This is a genomic window from Bradyrhizobium sp. BLXBL-03, assembly GCF_051853015.1.
Taxonomy (GTDB): Bacteria; Pseudomonadota; Alphaproteobacteria; order Rhizobiales; family Xanthobacteraceae; genus Bradyrhizobium; species Bradyrhizobium manausense.
Genome location: NZ_CP182470.1, coordinates 599,394 through 616,237, shown reverse-complemented (window position 1 = coordinate 616,237; position 16,844 = coordinate 599,394). Strand labels below are relative to the sequence as shown.

Annotated in this window: 13 protein-coding genes; 5 read left to right on the top strand and 8 right to left on the bottom strand. The window is 64.2% G+C overall.

Annotation, left to right across the window (positions count from 1 at the left end; genetic code table 11):
* The first annotated feature begins 123 nt into the window (after positions 1 to 123).
* Together ACNJX9_RS02890 and ACNJX9_RS02885 are read left to right on the top strand one after the other, a co-directional pair.
* On the top strand, positions 124 to 1,086 hold the full coding sequence (locus ACNJX9_RS02890; RefSeq protein ID WP_439407745.1) for an acetyl-CoA carboxylase carboxyltransferase subunit alpha: 963 nt from the start codon (positions 124 to 126) through the stop codon (positions 1,084 to 1,086).
* 387 nt (positions 1,087 to 1,473) lie between these two features.
* Positions 1,474 to 3,006: a L,D-transpeptidase family protein gene (locus ACNJX9_RS02885; protein ID WP_439407744.1), complete on the top strand. Its 1,533-nt coding sequence runs from the start codon at positions 1,474 to 1,476 to the stop codon at positions 3,004 to 3,006.
* A gap of 55 nt (positions 3,007 to 3,061) precedes the next feature.
* On the opposite strand, the gene ACNJX9_RS02880 is transcribed toward ACNJX9_RS02885, so the two are convergent.
* The 7 genes from ACNJX9_RS02880 to ACNJX9_RS02850 form a co-directional block, all read right to left on the bottom strand.
* Positions 3,062 to 3,757 carry an ABC transporter ATP-binding protein gene (locus ACNJX9_RS02880; RefSeq protein WP_439407743.1) on the bottom strand — a complete coding sequence of 232 codons (696 nt, stop codon included), beginning with the start codon at positions 3,755 to 3,757 and terminating at the stop codon, positions 3,062 to 3,064.
* A complete protein-coding gene (locus tag ACNJX9_RS02875; protein WP_439407742.1) occupies positions 3,750 to 4,484 on the bottom strand; it encodes an ABC transporter ATP-binding protein in 735 nt (244 codons plus the stop codon). Before ACNJX9_RS02875 ends, ACNJX9_RS02880 begins: the two co-directional genes overlap by 8 nt.
* Positions 4,471 to 5,565 (bottom strand): branched-chain amino acid ABC transporter permease, encoded by a 1,095-nt coding sequence (locus tag ACNJX9_RS02870; RefSeq protein WP_439407741.1) that lies wholly within the window; start codon positions 5,563 to 5,565, stop codon positions 4,471 to 4,473. The genes ACNJX9_RS02875 and ACNJX9_RS02870 overlap by 14 nt, the downstream gene beginning before the upstream one ends.
* A gap of 64 nt (positions 5,566 to 5,629) precedes the next feature.
* Positions 5,630 to 6,844, bottom strand: a complete 1,215-nt coding sequence (locus tag ACNJX9_RS02865) for a substrate-binding protein (protein WP_057747435.1) — start codon at positions 6,842 to 6,844, stop codon at positions 5,630 to 5,632.
* 4 nt (positions 6,845 to 6,848) lie between these two features.
* Positions 6,849 to 7,706: a branched-chain amino acid ABC transporter permease gene (locus ACNJX9_RS02860; RefSeq protein ID WP_439407740.1), complete on the bottom strand. Its 858-nt coding sequence runs from the start codon at positions 7,704 to 7,706 to the stop codon at positions 6,849 to 6,851.
* Positions 7,707 to 7,742: 36 nt separating this feature from the next.
* Entirely contained in the window at positions 7,743 to 9,257 is a 1,515-nt protein-coding gene (locus tag ACNJX9_RS02855) for an amidase (protein WP_271603380.1), read from the bottom strand.
* 149 nt (positions 9,258 to 9,406) lie between these two features.
* A complete protein-coding gene (locus ACNJX9_RS02850; protein ID WP_271603379.1) occupies positions 9,407 to 10,591 on the bottom strand; it encodes a substrate-binding domain-containing protein in 1,185 nt (394 codons plus the stop codon).
* Positions 10,592 to 10,771: 180 nt separating this feature from the next.
* Here ACNJX9_RS02850 and ACNJX9_RS02845 point away from each other — a divergent pair, with 180 nt between their 5' ends.
* Positions 10,772 to 11,206 carry a MarR family winged helix-turn-helix transcriptional regulator gene (locus tag ACNJX9_RS02845; protein ID WP_057747431.1) on the top strand — a complete coding sequence of 145 codons (435 nt, stop codon included), beginning with the start codon at positions 10,772 to 10,774 and terminating at the stop codon, positions 11,204 to 11,206.
* A 169-nt stretch (positions 11,207 to 11,375) separates the two neighbouring features.
* Here the strand turns inward: ACNJX9_RS02845 and secA are convergent, their stop codons facing one another.
* On the bottom strand, positions 11,376 to 14,216 hold the full coding sequence (gene secA, locus ACNJX9_RS02840; RefSeq protein ID WP_439407739.1) for a preprotein translocase subunit SecA: 2,841 nt from the start codon (positions 14,214 to 14,216) through the stop codon (positions 11,376 to 11,378).
* A gap of 353 nt (positions 14,217 to 14,569) precedes the next feature.
* Between secA and ACNJX9_RS02835 the strand changes: the two genes are divergently transcribed.
* Together ACNJX9_RS02835 and argJ are read left to right on the top strand one after the other, a co-directional pair.
* The gene (locus ACNJX9_RS02835) at positions 14,570 to 15,490 is read left to right on the top strand and encodes a peptidylprolyl isomerase (RefSeq protein ID WP_439407738.1); all 921 of its coding nucleotides are present in this window, start codon (positions 14,570 to 14,572) and stop codon (positions 15,488 to 15,490) included.
* Between the two features lie 108 nt (positions 15,491 to 15,598).
* On the top strand, positions 15,599 to 16,840 hold the full coding sequence (gene argJ, locus ACNJX9_RS02830) for a bifunctional glutamate N-acetyltransferase/amino-acid acetyltransferase ArgJ (protein ID WP_057747429.1): 1,242 nt from the start codon (positions 15,599 to 15,601) through the stop codon (positions 16,838 to 16,840).
* Positions 16,841 to 16,844: the final 4 nt, after the last annotated feature.

Genomic DNA, 16,844 nt, shown 5'->3' with positions numbered 1-16,844 from the left:
GCCTTGTCACTGATTTGGCGCGCTTCCATGATGCGCACAGGTCAAGCCCTTGAAGAAGCTACACTTCTTTATCTGAAGCCAACCTCGCTTCGCCTCGTCGTCCCGTCCCCCTATATTGAAACCATGCCAGACCAGATGCGCAGCTATCTCGACTTCGAAAAGCCCGTCGCCGAGCTCGACTCCAAGGTCGACGAGCTCAGGACGCTGGCCGCCTCCGGCACCGACATTGCCGAGGAGATCGGCCGGATCGAGGACAAGGCCGCGCAGGCGCTGGCCGACCTCTATCAAAACCTGACGCCGTGGCAGAAGACGCTGGTGGCGCGGCATCCGCAGCGGCCGCATTTCAACGATTTCATCAAAGGCCTGATCACCGAGTTCACCCCGCTCGCCGGCGACCGCAAGTTCGGCGAGGACGAGGCGCTGGTCGCAGGGTTCGGCCGCTTCCGCGGCGAAGCGATCTGCGTGATGGGCCAGGAGAAGGGCGATTCCACCGAGAGCCGCATCAAGCACAATTTCGGCATGGCGCGGCCGGAAGGTTATCGCAAATGCGTGCGGCTGATGGAGATGGCCGAGCGGTTCGGCCTGCCGGTGCTGTCGCTGGCCGATTCCGCCGGCGCCTATCCCGGCATCGGCGCCGAGGAGCGGGGACAGGCCGAGGCGATCGCGCGCTCGACCGATGCCTGCCTGGCGCTGACCGTGCCGAACGTTGCCATCATCACCGGCGAGGGCATGTCGGGCGGCGCCATCGCCATCACCACCGCCAACAAGGTGTTGATGCTGGAGCACGCGATCTACAGCGTGATCTCGCCGGAAGCCGCCTCCTCGATCCTCTGGCGCGACGGCTCCAAGGCGCAGGAAGCCGCCAACAACATGAAGATCACCGCCCAGGACATGCTGCGCTTCGGGGTGATCGACGCCATCCTGAAGGAGCCGGTCGGCGGCGCCCATCGCGATCCCGCCGCCATGATCGCCACCACCGGCGACGCCATCGCCACGGCCTTCGACGAGCTCCGGAACTTTGATGGGGAAGCCATCCGCAAGATGCGGCGGCAGAAATTCCTCGATATCGGCCGGAAACTGGGCTGAATCACCGTCATGTTGGGGCGATGCGCAGCATCGAACCCGGAATCTCGGGATTCCGGGTTCGCCCTTCGGGCGCCCCGGAATGCCGGTTTGGAGCCCCCGGTAACCCCGCATTAACCCTTTTTTTGCCCAAATCGGCGATCTCAGTACCGGTTCGCTGCCAAGTCCAAGTTCCGGCCCAGTTTAAGTCTCTGTTGACCACGCCGCCGCGCCAACGGGCTCGTGATTTCCGGTCGGGTTGCGACCTGAAGGGGCGGAGGTTAGAATTTTAATCAATGGCTTCAGGGCATAAGCGCTGGGGCTTGGTCTGAATACGTCCGGTTGTCCGGGTCAGGCCTTGCTCCAAGATCAGGGGTTCGCGCTTCCGCCCGGCACGTTGTGGGGTCCATCTTGAATTCTCGTTCGCTTGCTCGCGCGCTCTTGGCTTCGGTTGCGCTTGCCGCCAGCATTGTGCTCGCCGGCTGCGATACCGATCAGGTGTCGCTGGCGACCAACGCCAAGGCCAATCAGCCGGTCCCGCCCAAGCTCGTCGCCGCGATGGCCGAGAAGGACATGGATCTGAATTCGCCGATCCTGATCCGCCTGTTCAAGCAGGAGGCCGAGCTCGAGATCTGGAAGCAGACCCGATCAGGCCGGTTCGCGCTGCTCAAGACCTATCCGATCTGCCGCTGGTCGGGCGATTTGGGACCGAAGGTGCGCGAAGGCGATCGTCAGGCGCCGGAAGGATTCTACTCGATCAATCCGAGCCAGATGAATCCGCAGTCGGCCTATTACCTCTCGTTCAACACCGGCTTCCCCAACGCCTTCGACAAGGCGCTGGGCCGCACCGGCTCGCAGCTGATGGTGCACGGCGATTGCTCGTCGCGCGGCTGCTACGCCATGACGGACGAGCAGATCGCGGAGATCTATTCGCTCGGGCGCGAATCCTTCTTCGGCGGCCAGAAGGCGTTCCAGTTCCAGGCCTATCCGTTCCGGATGACGCCGGTGAACATGGCCAAGCACCGCAACAATCCGAACATGGCCTTCTGGAAGATGATCAAGGAAGGCTATGATCATTTCGAGGTGACGCGGCAGGAGCCGAAGGTCGACTTCTGCGAGAAGAAATACGTGTTCGACGCGGCCAAGGCACCCGATGCCAAGCGCGATCCCGTGTTCGACGCCTCCGCCAAGTGCCCGGCCTATGTGATCCCCGAAGAGATCGCCAGCGCCGTGCGCGAGAAGCAGGAGCGCGATGAGGCCGAGTACAACAAGCTCGTCGCGAAGAACATTCCGGTCGCGCGCCTGAACACCGGCATCGACGGCGGCATGAACAAGATCTTCGCTGCCAAGATCCCGGAAGGCTCGACCGGCCTGTCGGAAGGCGCCGAAGGCAATACGTTGCAGATGCTGGCGATGGCGAAGGCGCCGGGCACCATTCCAGGCACCGTCAACCCGCCGAAGCCGAATCTCGAGCCGGTCGCCTCGGCCGCGCAGGAAGAACCGGTCGTCGCCGTCAGCGCGCCCGCGACCAACACCCGCGTCGCCTCCGCCGCTGCGCCTGAAAAGTCTGGCGGCTTCTTCTCCAATCTCGGCCGCAAGATGGGTTTTGGCACCGCCGACACCACGGCAACCACGCCGCCGCCGCAAGCGACCGCATCGGTGACGCCGTCGCCTGCGGCCGCAGCGCCGAGCACGGCGTCCAAGCTGAAGGCCGCTGTGACCAAGCTGATGCCTGGCCACGACAAGTCGAAAGACGCTCCGGCCGTCGCCGCCAAGCCTGCCGAGCCGGCCAAGCCCGCCGAGACCAAGGTCGCGGCGACCCGGCCCGCGCTGAAACCGTCCGTGGGCAATGGTGACGCGACGAGCGGCGGAGGCCAACTCGCCGGCGCAGCGCCAGTGGTGTCGTCGAACTCGTTCGACAGCCGCTTTAGCGCGGTGAAGTAAGAGCGGCTCTCTCCGATCTTCCTCGATCGACAATATCTCCCCGTCCGCCCCAGCCCTACGGCGCCAGATACCGCATCAGCTCCGGATTGCCACGCACCTCGCCGGCGGCGCCTTGCAGCGCGACGCGGCCGCGGTCGAGGACGTAGGCGTAGTCGGCGACGCGCAGTGCCAGATCGAGGTGCTGCTCGACGATGATGACGGCGATCTTCTTCGCGAGCTCGATCAGGCGCTCGGTGATCTCCTCGATCACACCGATCCAGACGCCTTCAGTGGGTTCGTCCAGCAGCAATAGCTTGGGATCTCCCAGCATGGCGCGGCCGATGGCGAGCATCTTGCGCTCGCCGCCGGAGAGCGTGCCGGCGGGCTGGTCGAGGCGCTGGCCGAGCTTCGGGAAGATCGCCAGCACGCGGTCGACCGCAGTGGCATCCTTGCTGAAAAGCGCGCCGACGGCGAGATTGTCACGCACCGACAGGCGCGCGAACACCGAATGCTCCTGCGGCACATAGCCGATACCGGCGCGGACGCGCTCCTCGGGCCGCCTACGGCTGATGTCGCGGCCGTCGAAGCCGAGCTCGCCCTTCCACGGCGGCAGCTCGCCGACGATAGTCTTCATCAGCGTGGTCTTGCCCGCGCCGTTGCGCCCGAGCACGGCAACACCGCCGCGCCAGGGGACGCCGAGGTTGACGTCGAACAGGACCTGGCTGCGGCCATAGCCGGCGTCGAGATGCTTGATGTGCAAAAATTCAGGCACGGCGCAGATAAATCTCCTGGACGGATGTGTTGGCCTGGATCTCCGCCACCGTGCCTGAGGCCAGCACCTTGCCCTGGTCGAGCACGGTCAGACGATCGCAGATGTCGCGGATGAAATCGAGGTCGTGCTCGACGATGACGAGCGAGCAATGTTGCTTGATCGGCTGCAGCAACTCGCCGGTGACGCGGCGCTCCTCCAGGCTCATGCCGCCGGTGGGCTCATCGAGCAGGAGCAATTTGGGTTTGCCCGCGAGCGCCATCGCGATCTCCAGCCATTGCTGCTGGCCGTGCGACAGCACGGCCGCCGCATCGAAGGCGCGGTCAGCGAGACGGAACTGCGTCAGCATGGTCATGACCTGATCATGGAGCGCACCGCGCGTGCGCGAGAACACGAGATCGAGCAGCGAGGATTGCGCCTGCAGCGCCAGCAGGATGTTGTCATACAGGGTCAGCGACGGCAGCACCGACGTAATCTGGAATTTCAGGCTCAAGCCGGCGCGGGCGCGCTCGGTCGGCGTGAAGGCGGTGATGTCGGTGTTGACGAAGCTCACCTTGCCCTGCGTCGGCACTTCGGCGCCGGCGATGCACTTCATCAGCGTGCTCTTGCCGGAGCCGTTCGGCCCGATCAGGCCATGAAACTCGTTCTCGCCGACGCTGAGCGCGGCGCCGTCGAGCGCGGTGAGCTTGCCGAAGATTTTCGAGATGCCGGCGGCTTCAAGGAGCGGCATTTCGCTTCCCCTTGATTGTTGCACCGAAGCTGCCGACCCGCTCGCGCTCGCCGAGGACAAAACTGATCAGGCCGAGCGGACGGAACAGGATGACGAGCAGCAGCAACACGCCCAGAATGATCGGCCAGATGTCGCGGTAATTATCCGACAGCCAGAAGCTGACGCCCTCGACGATGACGGTGCCGATGACGGCGCCGATCAGCGTGCCGGAGCCACCGAACAGCACGTAGAGCACGACCTGGGTCGAGACCACGACGCCGACCATGTTGGGCCACACAAAACCTTCGTGGAAAGCATAGAGGCTGCCGGCAAGGCCGGCGATGGCGCCGCCGATCGCGAAGATGATCGCCTTCAGATGCTGCGCCTTGTAGCCGAAAAAGGCGATGCGCTGCTCGTTCTCGCGCAGGCCCGCGAGCGCAAGGCCAAATTGCGAGCGCACCAGGAAGCGGCACAGCAGATAGACCACGACGAGGATGCCGAGCACGAGATAATAGAACGCCGGGCCTTCCGAGAATTCATAGCCGCCAAGCGTCATCGGCGCGATCGAGGGAATGCCGTTCTGGCCGCCGAGATAATACCAGCCGCGGGCGAGACGATCAGCGGCGTAGGAGCCGGTCAGCGTGCCGAGCGAGACGAAGATCACGCTGGAGGGATGCCGTCCCAGCAGCAGGAAGCCGCCGAGCAGCAGCGAGAAAGTGAGGCCGATGAGCGTGCCCGCCGGCAGCACCAGGAAGATGTTGGTGACGTCGAGATCGCGCGCCAGCAGCGCGACGCCATAGCCGGCCGAACCGAAGAACAAGGCCTGGCCGAAGCTCATGATGCCGGCATAGCCCCAGACCAGATCGAACGACAGCGCGAACAGCGCCAGGATGACCACCCGCGTCGCGAACACCGTCAGATAATCCTGCAGCACCAGCGGCGCGATGAGCGCGGCGATCAGCACCACGCCCTCGACCATCGGCAGGACCTTTCGACCGGCGACAGCCCGGGCCGTCGCTACGCGTTCAGTCATTGCAACGTCCGTCTCCCCGCCGATCTCGGCGGGGATCGCCTGTTTCACTGCGCTCATAGATTTCAGCATTTCGAACTAAAGCACCTTGTGGCGGACGCTGCACCTCTCCCCGTCGGGGAGAGGTGCAGAAAGATCAGCATTCCTTGGGATCGACGAGGCCGTCGCTGCGACCGACGATCTCGTAATTCCCGCCCTTGGCGACCGCCGTGTACATCTTCATCTTGCAGTGCCGCTTGCCCGGCACCATCTCGGCCGGTCCGCCCGGACCTTCGGCGATCTTGGCGTGATCGAGCGCGGCTGCAACCGAGTCACGGTCGATCTTGCCGGCTTCCTTGACGGCGGCCTCCCACAGCTTGAGGCCGCGATAGGTGCCGGTCGCCGCGCTGCCGGCGGCGAACAGGAAGTTGCCTGGAAAATCCTTCTCGTAAGCCGCCTGGATCTTGGCGTCGAACGGGTTCTCCTTGGTCAGCACCTTGAAATAGTCGAGGCAGCTCGCAAGGCCCTCGATCTCGCTCGCCTGATTGATGTTGAGCGTGTTCTCGTCATAGTAGACGCAGGCGAGACGCCCGCCGTTCTTGAGGAAGCCGGCTTCATAGAGCTGCTTGAAGAACGGACCGACGCCAGGCGGGATGACGGTGTTGAAGACGACGTCGACCTTGTTGGAGATGATCCGGTTGACGGTCGAGGAGAAGTCGATCTGGTCGAGCGGATAGTATTCCTCGAACACGACCTCGCCGCCGTTCTGCTCGATCACCTTGCGGGCGTAGACGTTGAGCGTGTGCGGCCAGACATAATTGGCGCTCGGGAGCGCGAACTTCTTGCCGCCATTCTTGATCAGCCAGGGAATGAACTCGTCGCATTGCTGTGCCGGCGTCGGCCCGGTGCAGAACAGATAGGGCGTGCATTCCTTGCCCTCGTAGAGCTGCGGATAGATATAGAGCGTCTTGCCGCGCGCCACGATCGGGTCCTTGATCGCGTTGCGCATCGACGAGGTGATGCCGCCCAGCACCATGTCGACCTTGTCGCGCTGGATCAGTTTTCGGACGTTGCCGACGGCGACCGATTCATTCGACGCGGTGTCCTCGATATAGAGCTCGAGCGGACGACCGAGCAGACCGCCTGCAGTGTTGATGTCCTTGATCACCATCTTGGCGACATTGGCGTCGGCATTGCCGGCATAGGCGATCGGTCCGGTGAGGTCGGTGGCGATGCCGACCTTGATCGGGGCTTCGGCCGCGTTGGCCCAGGGCGCCGGGACCACCCAGCTGCCGACCCCGGTTGCGACTGCGCCGGAGGCAAAAGCGAAATTGGACAGGAAGCGGCGGCGTGAGAGTTGACGATCGAACATATGACTAAACCCCTTTTCCAGCGATGAGGCCCTGCGGCCGGAATTTGATGAAGGCAATTGCGAGCACGAAAACGAGGACATCGGCGACCACGGGCGCCATGATCCATGGCAGCGCGGCGCTGAGCGTGCCGATGACGCCGGCACCGGCGACCGGACCAATGAAGGAGCCGACACCGCCGACCATGACGGCGACAAAGCCCTGGATCAGGAAGCGGATGCCGAGATCGGCATAGAGGCTGAACACCGGCACGATCAGCGCGCCGGCAAGGCCGGCCAGCGCCGATCCGAAGGCAAATGTGGCGCCGTACATCAGCGGCGTCGAAATGCCCGACGCACGGGCCAGCGACGGGTTCTCCAGCGTTGCGCGCATGCGCAGGCCAAAGCTGGTGCGCGACAGCAGCAGATAGCAACCGGTCATCACCAGGAGCGTGATGACGATGATGGTGAAGCGCCAGGCCGAGATGTGCATGGTGCCGATGTCGATCGAGCCGCCGATCGGCTCGGGCACGGTAAGATAGAAGCCGCCGATCAGCCCGCGCACGGCTTCGCGGATGATCAGGCCGAGTGCGTAGGTGCCGAGCATGGCCACGATCGGCGCGGCATAGAAGCGGCGGATGATCAGGGCCTCCAGCACGAAGCCGAGCGCGCCGACCAGGAAGGGTGCGGCGACCATGCCGGCCCAGATCGGCAGGCCCCTGGAATAGCCGAGATAGGTGATGTAGGCCCCGAGCAGGACGAACTCGCCCTGCGCGAAGTTGAAGATGCCCATCATGCTGGCGATGATCCCGAGCCCCAGCACGATCAGGACGATGATCGCGCCAAAGCTCAGGATCTCGAACGCTGCGACGAACGCGTTAGCCATGCGATAGAGCCCCGCCCGTCTGTATCGACACTTCGCTCACATCTTCTTCCAGTCGCCGATCTGCTCGAACGCATGCGCGGCGCGGTAGATCGTGGATTCCTCGAACATGCGGCCGACCAGCATCAGGCCGGCGGGCAGGCCGTCGACCATGCCGCAGGGCAGCGACATTGCGGGATGATGCGTGATGTCGAACGGCGCGGTGTTGGAGATCATCTCCAGCGCGCGGGCGACGTACTCCTCGCGGCTGGCATTGGGCTCCGGCAGCTTGGTCGCCTTCATCGGCGTGGTCGGCATCAGCAGCAGATCGTAGTCGCTGAATGCCTTGTCATAGGCCGCGGTCAGCCGCCGCGAGATGTTCAGCGCCTTGCCGTAGAAGCGAGGGCCAAAGTTATTGTTGATGTAGGTGCCGAGCATCATGAACAGTTTCGTGGTCTCGGACAGCGAGTCGGCCTGTCGGCGCCAGCCGCGATGAAAATCCATCAGCGAAGTCGAATAGAGATCGCCGCGGCTGAGCCCGTAGCCATCGCCAAACATCATGGTCTGGGTCAGACCTTCGGTGCCGATGGGCGTCCAGATCGCCCCGCCGAGGAGATGCATCGGGATCGACACCGTCTCGACGCTGGCGCCAAGATCCTTGAAGCGCTTCGCCGCCTCGCGAACGCTTTCATTCACCGCGGCCTCTGCGCCCGGCTGCTCGAAGCCCTCCTTGAGGATGCCGATCTTCATGCCCTTGACGCCCTGGCCGAGCGCCTTGGTGTATTCCTCGACCTTCGGCGCCTTGATGCGCGGATCATAGCCGTCATCGCCGGCGAGCACTTCGAGCAGCAGCGCGTTGTCTGCGACGCTCGCCGTCATCGGACCGGTATGATCGACGTAGATCTCGATCGGCATGATGCCGGTGTAGGGCACGAGGCCCCAGGTCGGCTTCATGCCGTAGACGCCGCAGAACGAGGACGGCATGCGGATCGAGCCGCCCTGATCGCCGCCGATCGCCATGTCCACCTCGCCGAGCGAAACCACGACGCCGGAGCCTGACGATGAGCCGCCGGCCGAGTAGCCCATCTTGTGCGGATTGTGCACCGGCCCGTAGGAGCCGGTGTGGCTGCCGCCCGACAGGCAGAAATGCTCGCAATGCACCTTGCCCTTGATCTCGGCGCCGGCATCCAGCATGCGCGTGACGATGGTGGCGTCGAAATCGGGCACATAACCTTCCAGGGTCGATGAGCCGTTGGTCATGGGAACGCCGGCCAGCATGATGTTGTCCTTCAGGGCCACCGTCTTGCCCTTGAGCTTGCCGCTCGCGGCACCCTTTACTGTGGATTTGCGATACCAGGCATTGCGAGGGTTCTCCTCCGCCGAGGGCCGGTAGCCCGGCGTGCGCGGGTATTTCACCTCGGGCAGCTCGTCGGGCATCGCGGCGACGAGATTGTAGGCCTCGATCGAGCCCTGCATCAGGCCGCGGAACGAGGCGACATCGTCGTCGGTCAGCGAAAGGCCGCACTGCTCGGCGACGCTGCGAAGCTGGGCTGGCGTGGGAAGGACAACTGTCACGGCGCTCTCCTGAAGTTTCTTGAAACGAAGATGGGCGTGGCCGCCCCGGCGCGGCGCCCCACCGGCCCCGCTGAAACATTCAAAACGGAAATATTTTCCTTTTCAAGTATTATTTTGCGGAAGCCTCCCTGGCGGATTGCCCGGCGCGGTCAGATCGGCTTGATCAGCTTGAAATCGAGGCCGTCGGCCTCGGCGAGATGCATCGGCATCCGCGCGCGCCCGTCGCGAACGGTGACCGTCCCCCGCGCGCCGCTGTAGACGATGTTGCGGCCGGCTTTGAGCATCGGCCCCACCGCCAGTGAGCCGGCCTTGTTGGCAACCGCTTCGAGGAAACGCATGCCCTCGTAGCCGGACTGTCCGACCGAACCGATCGGCGGCGCGTTCGGCCCGAACATCGCGCGATAGCGGCTCTGGAAGTCGTCATTGGCAGGCGCGCCGGTGCCGGTGAAATAGCCGGAGGCGCAGAACATGTTCTCGCTGTTGTCGGCGCCGATGCCTAGCAGCACGGTGTCGTCCATGGCGCCCGCGAACCGCAGCGTGGTGGCGCCCAGGCCGCATTCGCCGAAGGCGCGGTTGAAGGTGCTGCTGTCGGTGCCGATCAGCGAGATCAGTACCACGTCCGGCCGCGCGGCACGAATGCGCGCCAGATGCGGCTCGTGATTGTCCTCGCCCAAGGGAACGAACTCCTCGCCGACGACGTGGCCGCCGGTTTCCCTGATGTAGTTCTTCACCGCGCGGTGCGACTGCCAGGGCCAGACGTAGTCGCTGCCGATCAGGTACCAGCGCTTTGCTTTCTTGACGTCGGCAAGCCAGTGAATCGAGGGCCGGCTCTGCCAGCGCGGCGTCTCGCCGATCGCCATCACGCCCGGCGTGCGCTCGCCGCCTTCATAGACCGGCGTGTAGATATAGGGGATGCGATGCCGCGTGGTGATGTCGCGCAAGGCAACGCGGACCGCGCTGGTGTGCAGGCCGACGATGAGATCGAGCTCGTCGAAGGCGATGGCCTGCTCGGCACGGGTCAGCACCTCGTCCAGCGGGCCGCCGGCGTCGTAAACGGAAAGCTCGATCTCGCGGCCGAGAATGCCGCCGCGCTTGTTGATTTCGGCAACGGCGAGCTGCGCGCTGTTGGTTGCGCAGGGGCCCCAGATCCCCGGCGATCCGGTGCAGCAGATGAAGCCGCCGACACGCAGCTTGTTGGCGCCGCGCCGCTTGAAGAGGGCGTGATCGCGCGGCGACAGCGCGCCGTCAGCCGCCGAAGACGACAGATTCCTGAACAGCAAGGACGGCGGCAACGCCGGACCGCCGTGAGCCGGGAAGTTTACCGTCGCGTGCACGCCAACTCCTGTCCGGTCCCAGACCTGAAAGCCCGTTGAGCAGGCGGCCGCGGCATCCGCCCTTTTGTTGGGCAATCATCCTATTTTGAAAATATTGAATATTCAACAATTGAAGTGCATATAGATGCAGCATTGATTGCAAGACATTCACTCAATTGGGTCAAGACGAAGTCTTCAGCCGTGGCAAAATCGAACGCTCCCATCACCGAACATCTCGCCTACCTGCTCGCGCAAGCCAACCGGGAGATCAACCGCCAGCTGGAACTGCGCCTCAGCAAGGAAGGAGTTCCCGTCGAGCAATGGCGCATCCTGAAAGTGCTGTCTGACGGCGATGGCCACTCCATGGGCGAGCTTGCGGACGCGGTGCTGCTCAACCATCCGACGCTGACCAAGATGATCGACCGCATGGTCTCCGACACGCTGGTCTATCGCGTGCAGGACCCCAACGACCGCCGCAAGGTGCTGATGTTCATCTCCGATCGCGGCAAGGTGCTGTGCAAGAAGCTCAACTCGCTCGCGGTGGACCAGGAAGAGCACATCCTGGAGAGCTACGGCGACAAGTCGACCAGCGAGCTCAAGCGGCTGCTGGAGAGCTTGATCGACAGCTCGAATTGAGCGGCGGCCGCGTCATGCTCAACAGCCGTAGCCCGGATGGAGCGAAGCGCAATCCGGGTTTTTCTCTCGTCGCGTCAGGCTTCCCGGATTGCGCTTCGCTCCATCCGGGCTACGAAGTCGCGGGGACGGATGCCCCGCCTTCGCGGGGCATGACAGTATCGTCCAGTCGCTAAGCGTACCGGCCGTGGCAGTGCTTGAACTTCTTGCCGCTGCCACACGGGCAATCCTCGTTGCGGCCGACCTTGCCCCAGCTGGCGGGATTCTTCGGGTCGCGCAGCGCGGCGTCGGTGTGCTGCGGGGCGAGCGTGACGCTGGCGAGGGCCATTTCATCTTCGCCGGTGCTCGGATCGAGCTTGTGCGCTTCCATCGCGGGCAGCACGGGGGCTTCCTGCTCGGGCGGCACGATCTCGACCCGCATCAGCTGCGCCGTGACGGCCTCGCGCAGATGCGCGCTCATCTCCTGGAAGAGGTTGAAGGCCTCGGTCTTGTATTCCTGCAGCGGATCGCGCTGGCCGTAGCCGCGCAGGCCGATGACCTGGCGCAGATGGTCGAGCATGATCAGATGCTCGCGCCAGAGGTGGTCGAGCGTCTGCAGCAGGATGGTCTTCTCGACGTAACGCATCACGTCGGGACCCCATTGCCCCACCTTGGCAGCCATGTGCTCATCCGCCTTGGTCTCGATGCGGTTGAGCAGCTCCTCGTCGGCGATGCCCTCTTCCTTGGCCCAGTCGTCGACCGGCAGGTCGAGATCGAGCACGCGCTTCAGTTCGTCCTTCAGGCCCGCGACGTCCCACTGCTCGGCATAGGCATGCTCGGGCACGTGCTTGGCGACGAGATCCTCGATGAAGGCGTGACGCATGTCGCTGACGGTCTCGGCGACGCTGTCGTCCTTCATCAGGTCGACGCGCTGGTCGAAGATCACCTTGCGCTGGTCGTTCTGGACGTTGTCGAACTTGAGCAGGTTCTTGCGGATGTCGAAGTTGCGCGCCTCGACCTTCTGCTGCGCCTTCTCCAGCGCCTTGTTGATCCAGGGATGGATGATCGCCTCGCCCTCCTGCAGGCCGAGACGCTGCAGCATGCTGTCGAGGCGGTCCGAGCCGAAGATCCGCATCAGATCGTCTTCCAGCGACAGGAAGAACTTTGAGCGGCCGGGGTCGCCCTGGCGGCCGGAACGGCCGCGGAGCTGGTTGTCGATGCGGCGGGATTCGTGACGCTCGGAGCCGATGATGTAGAGGCCGCCCGGCTTCTTCACGGTCTTGGCGGGCTTTGAACCCTTGGCCGGCTCGACCTCGACGGTCTCCTCGGCCTTCAGCACGATGTCGCGGAAATGGGCGATGTCGGCCTTGATCTGCTCGACCTTCTTCGCCTTCTCGGCCTCGTCCTCGATGCCGGCGGTCTCCTGCTGGAGGCGCATCTCGAGCGAGCCGCCGAGCTTGATGTCGGTACCGCGGCCGGCCATGTTGGTCGCGATCGTGATCGCGCCGGGCACGCCGGCTTCGGCGACGATATAGGCTTCCTGCTCGTGGAAGCGCGCGTTCAGCACCGCGAACAGCTTTGCCGGCTTGCCGGCGCGCGCGGCGGCATAGAGCTTGTCGAGCGCGTTCTCCTTGCCGAAGTCGATCTGCTTGTAGCCGTTGGCCTTGAGGAATTCGGCCAGCACTTCCGACTTCTCGATCGAGGCTGTACCCACCAGCACCGGCTGCAGCCTTGCGTTGGCCCGCTCGATCTCGGCGAGAATCGCCTGGTATTTTTCCTTCTGGGTCCGGTAGACCTCGTCGTCCTCGTCGAGGCGCGCGATGGCGAGGTTGGTCGGGATCTCCACGACCTCGAGCTTGTAGATGTCGAACAGCTCGTCCGCTTCGGTCGCGGCCGTGCCGGTCATGCCGGCGAGCTTCTCATACATGCGGAAGTAGTTCTGGAAGGTGATCGAGGCCAGGGTCTGGTTCTCGGGCTGAACCTGGACGTGCTCTTTGGCTTCCAGCGCCTGGTGCAGGCCTTCCGAATAGCGCCGGCCCGGCATCATGCGGCCGGTGAACTCGTCGATGATCACGACCTCGCCGTCGCGGACGATGTAGTCCTTGTCGCGGGTGAACAGCGTGTGGGCGCGCAGTGCCTGGTTGATGTGGTGCACGACGGAGACGTTCTCGACGTCGTAGAGCGACTCGCCCTTGAGCTGGCCGGCATCGCGCAGCAGCGTCTCGATCTTTTCCATGCCGCCTTCGGTCAGCGTCACGGTGCGCTGCTTCTCGTCGACCTCGTAGTCGGTCTTGTCGAGCCTGGGCAGGAAGCCGTCGATGGTGTTGTAGAAGTCGGAGCGGTCGTCGAGCGGGCCGGAGATGATCAGCGGCGTGCGCGCTTCGTCGATCAGGATGGAGTCGACTTCGTCGACGATGGCGAAGAAGTGCGGCCGCTGGACCATGTCCTCGAGCCGGTACTTCATGTTGTCGCGAAGATAGTCGAAGCCGTATTCGTTGTTGGTGCCGTAGGTGATGTCGCAGGCATAGGCGGCCTTGCGCTCGGCATCGTCCAGGCCGTGGACGATCACGCCCGTGGTCATGCCGAGGAAGCTGTAGATCTGGCCCATCCAGCCGGAGTCGCGGCGGGCGAGGTAATCGTTGACGGTGACGACGTGGACGCCCTTGCCGGCGAGCGCGTTGAGATAGACGGCGAGCGTCGCCACCAGCGTCTTGCCTTCACCCGTCTTCATCTCGGCGATGTCGCCCTCGTGCAGCACCATGCCGCCGATCAGCTGAACGTCGAAATGGCGCTGGCCGAGCGTGCGCTTGGCAGCCTCACGTACCGTGGCGAAGGCGGGCACCAGCAGGTCGTCCAGCGTCTTGCCCTCGGCGAGCTGCTGCCTGAACTCGGCGGTGCGGGCCTTGAGCTGCTCGTCGGAGAGCTTGATGAGCTCGGGCTCCAGCGCGTTGATCGCGTTGACGCGGGACTGATATCCCTTCACCCGCCGGTCGTTGGCGGAACCGAAAAACTTGCGGGCGAGCGCGCCGATCATGCCTAGTTCCTGTGTTCGCGATTTAACCGCGTTGGCCTAAGAAGTTGTCACCCTCCGGCCTATCAACTCACCGTGACGCCTTATGGCACCAGAGCCCGGACTGCGGGGGGTCATCCGCCATATGGGTGGGAATTGGGCTAGTCTGGGTTCAACGGCCAAAAACGCAGCAAAATAAACGCCATCGCCATGGTCGCGACCGCGCAGAGATATGGCCCGGTCAGGGCCTTGTCAACGGCGGGCGCATTGCGGCTAATTCATCATTTTGACAGACTTTTCGCGTTGCCAAGCCCCCCTGAATTGGGCGAGTGTCCGCCCCGCTCGAGCAGCCCCCTGCTTCAACAAAAGGATTTTCCATGACCACCTCGTTCCCGGTAACCACCGGCCTGCGTTTCCGCCAAGCGTCCGCCCTGGCTGGCAGCCTCGGCTTGGCAGCCTGCCTGGTGCTGACCCTGGCGTTCGCAGGCCCGCTCCGGGCGGCCGACGATCCGGTCCTGGCCAAGGTCAATGGCGCTGAAATCAAGAAGAGCGACGTCACCATGGCCGAGGAAGAGCTCGGACCGAGCCTCGCCCAAATGGATCCGGCGACCAAGGACGAAAACGTCCTGTCGTTCCTGATCGACATGAAGATCGTGGCCAAGGCCGCCGAGGACAAGAAGGTCGCCGACAGCGACGAGTTCAAGAAGCGCATGGCGTTCGCCCGCAACCGCCTGCTGATGGACAGCCTGCTGGCCCAGGAAGGCAAGGCGGCGACCACCGACGACGCCATGAAGAAGGTCTATGAGGAGGCCTCCAAGCAGATCACCGGCGAGCAGGAAGTGCGCGCCCGCCACATCCTGGTCGAGACCGAGGACGAGGCCAAGGCGGTGAAGGCGGAGCTCGACAAGGGCGCCGATTTCGCCGACCTCGCCAAGAAGAAGTCCAAGGACCCGGGCTCTGCCGACGGCGGCGACCTCGGCTTCTTCACCAAGGAACAGATGGTGCCGGAATTCTCGGCCGTGGCCTTCACGCTCGAGCCGGGCAAGATCTCCGACCCCGTCAAGTCGCAGTTCGGCTGGCACATCATCAAGGTCGAGGAAAAGCGCAACCGCAAGGCGCCCGAGTTCGACCAGGTCAAGCCCCAGATCGAGCAGTACGTCACCCGCAAGGCCCAGGCCGATTACGTCGCCAAGCTGCGCACCGAAGCCAAGGTCGAGCGGCTGGACCAGCCGGCGGCCGACGCGTCCAAGGATGCCAAGCCGGCCGACAGCAAGATGGCCCCTCCGGCCAAGAAGTAAGAATTTGCTGTCACTTCGGTGACGCGGAGAGTATCTAAGCCTACCTGATGCCCGGCCCCAAAGAGGGGCCGGGCATCTGCATATCCAGACCTCACCAAGGCCCCCGCGATGTCCTCCTCCGTCTCTCCCCTCGCCCCCAAGAATGTCCCTGATATGCCCGTGATCGCGGGCGTCCGTCTTGCGACGGCCGAGGCCGGCATCCGCTACAAGAACCGCACCGACGTGCTGCTCGCCATCATGGACAAGGGCACGGCCGTCGCCGGCGTCTTCACCAAGTCGAAGTGCCCGTCCGCACCGGTTGAATGGTGCCGTGCCAAGCTGAAGGGCGGCAAGGCGCGCGCACTGGTCGTCAATTCCGGCAATGCCAACGCCTTCACCGGCAAGACCGGCCGGGCCTCCACCGCGCTGACCGCGAAGATCGCTGCCAAGGCCGTCGGCTGCAGCGAGAGCGAGATTTTCCTGGCTTCGACCGGCGTGATCGGCGAGCCGCTGGACGCTACCAAATTCGACGGCGTGCTGGGCCGCCTCGCCGTATCAGCCGAGCCAGGCGATTACCTCGCCGCGGCGAAAGCAATCATGACCACCGACACCTTCCCCAAGGTCGCGACCGCGACCGTGAAGCTCGGCAAGGCCAAGGTCACCATCAACGGCATGGCCAAGGGCGCCGGCATGATCGCCCCCGATATGGCGACGATGCTGTCCTTCATCTTCACCGACGCGCCGATCGCGCCCGCCGCGCTGCAGGCGCTGCTCAAGGCCGGCGTCGAGGACACGTTCAACGCGGTGACGATCGACGGCGACACCTCGACCTCGGACACGCTGCTGGCGTTCGCGACGGGTGCTGCTGCCGAACACGGCGCGCCAAAAATCAGCCGCGCCAGCGATCCGCGCCTGAAGGCCTTCACCAAGGCCTTCAACCAGATCCTCGCCAATCTTTCTGAACAAGTCGCCCGCGACGGCGAGGGTGCACGCAAGCTGGTCGAGATCACCGTCGAGGGCGCCAAGACCAAGGCTTCCGCCCGCAAGATCGCAATGTCGATCGCCAACTCGCCGCTGGTGAAGACCGCAATCGCCGGCGAGGACGCCAATTGGGGCCGCGTGGTGATGGCCGTCGGCAAGGCCGGCGAGCCGGCCGATCGCGACAGACTGTCGATCTCCTTCAATGGCATCCGCGTCGCCAAGAGCGGCGCGCGCGATCCCTCCTACGACGAAGCGCAGGTGTCGGAGGCGATGAAGGCGCCGGAGATCGCGATCCGGGTCTCGCTCGGCCTCGGCAAGGGCCGCGACCGCGTGCTGACCTGCGACCTGACCAAGGAATATGTCGCGATCAACGGCGATTACCGGTCTTAGGGAT

What these genes read in the sequence shown, in the direction of transcription:
- ACNJX9_RS02890 (WP_439407745.1), top strand. Translation starts at nt 124, where the DNA reads ATGCCAGACCAGATGCGCAGCTATCTCGACTTCGAAAAGCCCGTCGCC.
- ACNJX9_RS02875 (WP_439407742.1), bottom strand. Translation starts at nt 4,484, where the DNA reads ATGCCGCTCCTTGAAGCCGCCGGCATCTCGAAAATCTTCGGCAAGCTC.
- ACNJX9_RS02870 (WP_439407741.1), bottom strand. Translation starts at nt 5,565, where the DNA reads ATGCTGAAATCTATGAGCGCAGTGAAACAGGCGATCCCCGCCGAGATC.
- ACNJX9_RS02865 (WP_057747435.1), bottom strand. Translation starts at nt 6,844, where the DNA reads ATGTTCGATCGTCAACTCTCACGCCGCCGCTTCCTGTCCAATTTCGCT.
- ACNJX9_RS02860 (WP_439407740.1), bottom strand. Translation starts at nt 7,706, where the DNA reads ATGGCTAACGCGTTCGTCGCAGCGTTCGAGATCCTGAGCTTTGGCGCG.
- secA (WP_439407739.1), bottom strand. Translation starts at nt 14,216, where the DNA reads ATGATCGGCGCGCTCGCCCGCAAGTTTTTCGGTTCCGCCAACGACCGG.
- ACNJX9_RS02835 (WP_439407738.1), top strand. Translation starts at nt 14,570, where the DNA reads ATGACCACCTCGTTCCCGGTAACCACCGGCCTGCGTTTCCGCCAAGCG.
- argJ (WP_057747429.1), top strand. Translation starts at nt 15,599, where the DNA reads ATGTCCTCCTCCGTCTCTCCCCTCGCCCCCAAGAATGTCCCTGATATG.